Below are 4,383 nucleotides of genomic sequence, written 5' to 3'. Positions count from 1 at the left end.
TCTTGTGCTGACTGGTGAAAGTCGGTGAGTCAGAAATAAAAAATGTTGTGCGGGAATAGCTCAGTTGGTAGAGCACAACCTTGCCAAGGTTGGGGGCGCGAGTTCGAATCTCGTTTCCCGCTCCATTTACTCTGGTCTTCAAGATTGGCTGAAAATGGAAACATCACCTACTGTTAAATCAGTATCTGTGTCCCATTCGTCTAGTGGCCTAGGACACCGCCCTTTCACGGCGGTAACAGGGGTTCGAACCCCCTATGGGACGCCACCTCTTATGCACTATTCTGCTGTTAAATTTTATTTTCTGCGCATACACTATTTTTTCCGCTTATGACAAGCTAAGCAGTAAGTTATTCCGCCTTTATCCAAGTGCTTGTTCACAGATTTATCCACAATCAGAGCTGACAGATCGGATTGTGATTAAATTTTCTGTTGTGGATTTCCTTGTAATCCCGCTTGTAACCCATATATCTGACACTATTTAACAGTCCTGAATAAATAGCCTGTGATCGCAATGCTTACCGTGCAACTAACCTGACAAACACTGCTGGCTTGATAAACACCACTGGCTTGACGAACACCGTACCCAAGGGGTTTTGAATGACAAAAGCACTATCCATCCGTGGATTAAGAAAAATATATCAAAATGGTTTCGAGGCTTTGAAAGGCATCGATCTGGATGTTGAGCAGGGGGACTTTTTTGCCCTGTTAGGTCCTAACGGTGCGGGCAAATCCACGACTCTGGGTATTGTTAGTTCCCTGGTGAATAAAACGGATGGCAAGGTAGAGATTTTTGGTGTCGATATTGATCAGAACTTCTCTAAAGCCAAGCGTTTTCTGGGGGTGGTGCCGCAGGAGTTTAACTTTAATCAGTTCGAGAAGGTATTTGATATTGTATTAAGCCAGGCGGGTTATTACGGTATGCCCCGTTCTGAAGCGATGGAACGCACCGAGTATTTTCTGCGCGAGTTGGGTTTGTGGGATAAAAAAGATGTGGCTGCGCGCACCTTATCGGGTGGTATGAAGCGTCGTTTGATGATCGCCCGTGCGCTGATTCATAAGCCTAAGCTTCTGATTCTGGATGAGCCAACCGCTGGTGTGGATATCGAGTTGCGTCGTTCCATGTGGGAGTTTATTCAGAAGATTAACCGGGATGAAGGCACCACGATTATTCTGACGACCCACTATCTGGAAGAAGCAGAAAACCTGTGTCGCAATATTGCCATTATCGATCAGGGCGAGATTGTGAAAAACACCAGTATCAAGGCGCTGTTACAGCAGTTGGATACCGAGACCTTTGTGCTGGATGTTAATGAAGATTTGACTCAGGCGCCTGAACTGTCTGGTTTCAAAACAGCCTTGGTTGATGATCACAGCTTTGAGATTCAGATGAACCGCGGTCAGCACTTGAATGAAGCGTTTACTCAGTTGAATGCTTTAGGGTTGCAGGTTACTTCTATGCGGACTAAATCCAACCGTTTAGAAGAGTTGTTTGTTGAGTTGGTCGAACGGGATCGCCAAAACGCGCAAAAGGCTCAGGAGAAGGTTGCCAGCTAATGAATCCACAACAGTACTTTATTGCTTTTAGCACCATTATTCGTAAAGAGATTAATCGCTTTACCCGTATTTGGGCGCAAACACTGCTACCACCTGCGATCACGATGACGCTGTATTTTGTCATTTTTGGCAACCTTATCGGTAGTCGTATCGGTGAGATGGGTGGCTTCAGTTATATGCAGTTTATTGTTCCCGGTCTGATTATGATGTCGGTGATCACTAACTCTTACTCTAATGTAGTATCGTCATTTTATGGGGCACGTTTCCAGCGCAGTATCGAAGAGTTGCTGGTTTCGCCAACACCTAACTGGTTGATTCTCAGTGGCTTTGTACTGGGTGGGGTGGCTCGTGGTTTGACGGTTGGTTTAATAGTGACTGTCTTGTCGTTGTTCTTTACCGACCTGCAACTGCACAATTTGTGGATTACCATACTGGTGGTCTTTATGACCTCAGTGCTGTTTGCCATAGGTGGTTTTATCAATGCCATGTTTGCCAGAAGCTTTGATGATATCTCCATCGTACCGACCTTTATTCTGACCCCTTTGACCTATCTGGGCGGTGTGTTTTACTCTATCAGCCTGTTGCCGGATTTCTGGCAGGGCGTATCCATGCTGAACCCGATTCTCTATATGGTGAACACCTTCCGTTACGGTATTCTGGGGGTGTCGGATATTGATGTGGTTTATGCGTTATCTGCTGTCGCAGTTTTTATTGTTGCTCTTTTCAGTCTGGCGTTAAACCTGCTGAATAAAGGTAAAGGTATTCGGAGTTAAGTTATGACCATTACCGCAAACCCGGAACACTCGCCTCTGGGTAAAACCACAGAATACGTTGATCAATACGACCCTTCGCTGTTGTACCCAGTTCCACGGGCTGATAAGCGCGATGAGATCGGTCTGCCTGAAATCAGCCCGGAAGGTAAGTTGCCATTTTTTGGTCAGGATATCTGGAATGCTTTTGAGCTGTCCTGGTTAAACCCTAAGGGTAAGCCTCAGGCGGCAGTCGCCGTTTTTCGTATTCCGGCCTCGTCGCCCAATATTATTGAGTCCAAGTCTTTTAAGCTGTACCTGAACTCCTTTAACCAAACGAAACTGGCAGAGCAATCCGAGCTGCAAAGCCGTCTGGAAAAAGACTTGTCTGAGGCAGCTGGTGATACGGTTGTGGTAGAGCTGTACTCGCTGGAAGAAGCTCAGGCGCTACAGATTGAACAGCCGCAAGGGCGTTGCATTGACGATCTGGATATTGAGATTGAGCATTATCATCCGCAACCGGATCTGCTGAAAACCCAAAGTGATCTGGTGGTGGAAGAGCAGCTATATAGCCATCTGCTACGCTCGAATTGCCCGGTTACTGGTCAGCCGGATTGGGCCACGGTTCATGTCAGCTATAAAGGGCCTAAGATAGATAAGGCAGGCTTACTGGCTTATATCATATCTTTCCGCCAGCATAATGATTTCCATGAGCAGTGCGTTGAGCGTATGTTTGTGGATATCACTCAGCGCTGTCAGCCTGAAGAGTTGACCGTAGTAGCCCGTTATACCCGTCGTGGTGGTCTGGATATTAATCCGTGGCGTTCATCCAATCGCCCGGATATGGACAACCAGCGTCTGATTCGTCAGTAATACCATTCACGATAAGTTTCCTGATATCAGGGTAGGTTGGATAAGCGAAGCGCCATCCGACACTGACTCAGATGCCTGATCATTGTCGGAAGGCGCCTTGCGGCTTTTCCAACCTACAACAACTTATCTGGATTGGTATAAGCTGGATGGGACTTGCGTGTGATAGCCGGTCTGGACCATATAAAAATACCCGTGCTGTTTTCAGTACGGGTATTTTTTTGACGATAGAGAGTGCAGATTTGATGGGTGATTAACTCAACCAAGGCATCTTTTTGTAATCAGTCTTACTTTTCTTTTTTGCTGAGCAGACGTTTGGCTTTAGCCAGTTGCTCCCGATACTGATTCACCTTGTCTTCAACAGCACTCGCTTCTTTGCGGCTGTGATTGATGTACTCCTCCAGATGGTGGAGAGTGCTGTTTTGTTGTTCAATTACCGAGTCAAAGTCATCAGGATTCAGAGAGGCTGCTTCAATGAGTTTACGCATATTAGCGGTCAGTAGCAGCTTCTCATCCAGCATCTTACGCAGTTCACTGATTTCACCGGTGACACGGTTGGTATCCAATTCTGCTACTTCACTCTGCTGAACATCTGAAGAGGAGATGTTTGATTTCTTCTCAGCGCTGGGGTCTATGCCCTGCTTTAGTAGCTTGATCTGCTTTTTTAGAAAACGATTGTATAAGAACAGGAAAAAAGCGGCGCCGCCCAGCATCACAACCAGTTGAATGATGCCGATAAGTGCCAAATTCGACAAAACCATGTCACAATCCCTTTAATCATAATAAGTTATATCTATTGTGCCCCTATCTTACCTATCGGCTGGGTGACGATAAACCGTAGTTTATCACCTTTCGCGGAAAACCCCGTACTTTTAGTGCGGGGATGCAGAGCGTAGAGGCGCAAGCCTCTCTAATGAGGTCTGGCTTGTTGCTCGATATATTGACGGACAACGGAGATCGGAGCGCCACCTACACTTCCAGCATAGTAACTTGGACTCCACAAGGCGTTTTTCAAATACGCCGATTTAATCAACTCAGGGTGAATCTGTTTTAATCGCCTGCTCGACACGCCTTTCAAGCTGTTTACTAGCTTTGATACAGATACTTTTGGAGGAAAATTGACTAGCAGATGCACATGGTCTGCCTCGCCATTAAACTCCTCAAGGTGAACTTCAAAGTCCTCACATACACCACGAAAAATATTTTCAAG

General features: G+C 46.2%; 5 protein-coding genes and 2 tRNA genes. 5 read left to right on the top strand and 2 right to left on the bottom strand.

Translation table 11 applies throughout. The features are described 5' to 3' along the window. Positions 1–49: 49 nt before the first annotated feature. The 5 genes from H579_RS0118425 (at position 50) to queF (ending at position 3,176) form a co-directional block, all read left to right on the top strand. Positions 50–125, top strand: a tRNA-Gly gene (locus H579_RS0118425). Positions 126–189: 64 nt separating this feature from the next. Next, positions 190–265: transfer RNA gene (locus H579_RS0118420), tRNA-Glu, on the top strand. A 332-nt stretch (positions 266–597) separates the two neighbouring features. Then, positions 598–1,554 carry an ABC transporter ATP-binding protein gene (locus H579_RS0118415; protein WP_028301886.1) on the top strand — a complete coding sequence of 319 codons (957 nt, stop codon included), beginning with the start codon at positions 598–600 and terminating at the stop codon, positions 1,552–1,554. Continuing rightward, complete coding sequence (locus H579_RS0118410; RefSeq protein ID WP_028301885.1) at positions 1,554–2,327, top strand: ABC transporter permease; 774 nt, start codon at positions 1,554–1,556, stop codon at positions 2,325–2,327. The genes H579_RS0118415 and H579_RS0118410 overlap by 1 nt, the downstream gene beginning before the upstream one ends. A gap of 3 nt (positions 2,328–2,330) precedes the next feature. Next, positions 2,331–3,176, top strand: a complete 846-nt coding sequence (gene queF, locus H579_RS0118405) for an NADPH-dependent 7-cyano-7-deazaguanine reductase QueF (RefSeq protein WP_028301884.1) — start codon at positions 2,331–2,333, stop codon at positions 3,174–3,176. A 284-nt stretch (positions 3,177–3,460) separates the two neighbouring features. Here queF and H579_RS0118400 read toward each other — a convergent pair whose 3' ends face one another. Further along, complete coding sequence (locus tag H579_RS0118400) at positions 3,461–3,934, bottom strand: hypothetical protein (protein WP_028301883.1); 474 nt, start codon at positions 3,932–3,934, stop codon at positions 3,461–3,463. A gap of 149 nt (positions 3,935–4,083) precedes the next feature. Further along, positions 4,084–4,383 (bottom strand): IS200/IS605 family transposase (gene tnpA / locus H579_RS0118395; protein ID WP_028300151.1); only part of this gene is annotated, 300 nt, incomplete at its 5' end.

The sequence above is a fragment of the Oceanospirillum beijerinckii DSM 7166 genome, from assembly GCF_000422425.1.
In the GTDB taxonomy this organism is placed as follows: Bacteria; Pseudomonadota; Gammaproteobacteria; order Pseudomonadales; family Halomonadaceae; genus Oceanospirillum; species Oceanospirillum beijerinckii.
The sequence above is the reverse complement of the archived record's forward strand: the minus strand, read 5'-3'. Positions and strand labels throughout refer to the sequence as shown.

What these genes read in the sequence shown, in the direction of transcription:
- H579_RS0118415 (WP_028301886.1), top strand. Translation starts at nt 598, where the DNA reads ATGACAAAAGCACTATCCATCCGTGGATTAAGAAAAATATATCAAAAT.
- H579_RS0118410 (WP_028301885.1), top strand. Translation starts at nt 1,554, where the DNA reads ATGAATCCACAACAGTACTTTATTGCTTTTAGCACCATTATTCGTAAA.
- queF (WP_028301884.1), top strand. Translation starts at nt 2,331, where the DNA reads ATGACCATTACCGCAAACCCGGAACACTCGCCTCTGGGTAAAACCACA.
- H579_RS0118400 (WP_028301883.1), bottom strand. Translation starts at nt 3,934, where the DNA reads ATGGTTTTGTCGAATTTGGCACTTATCGGCATCATTCAACTGGTTGTG.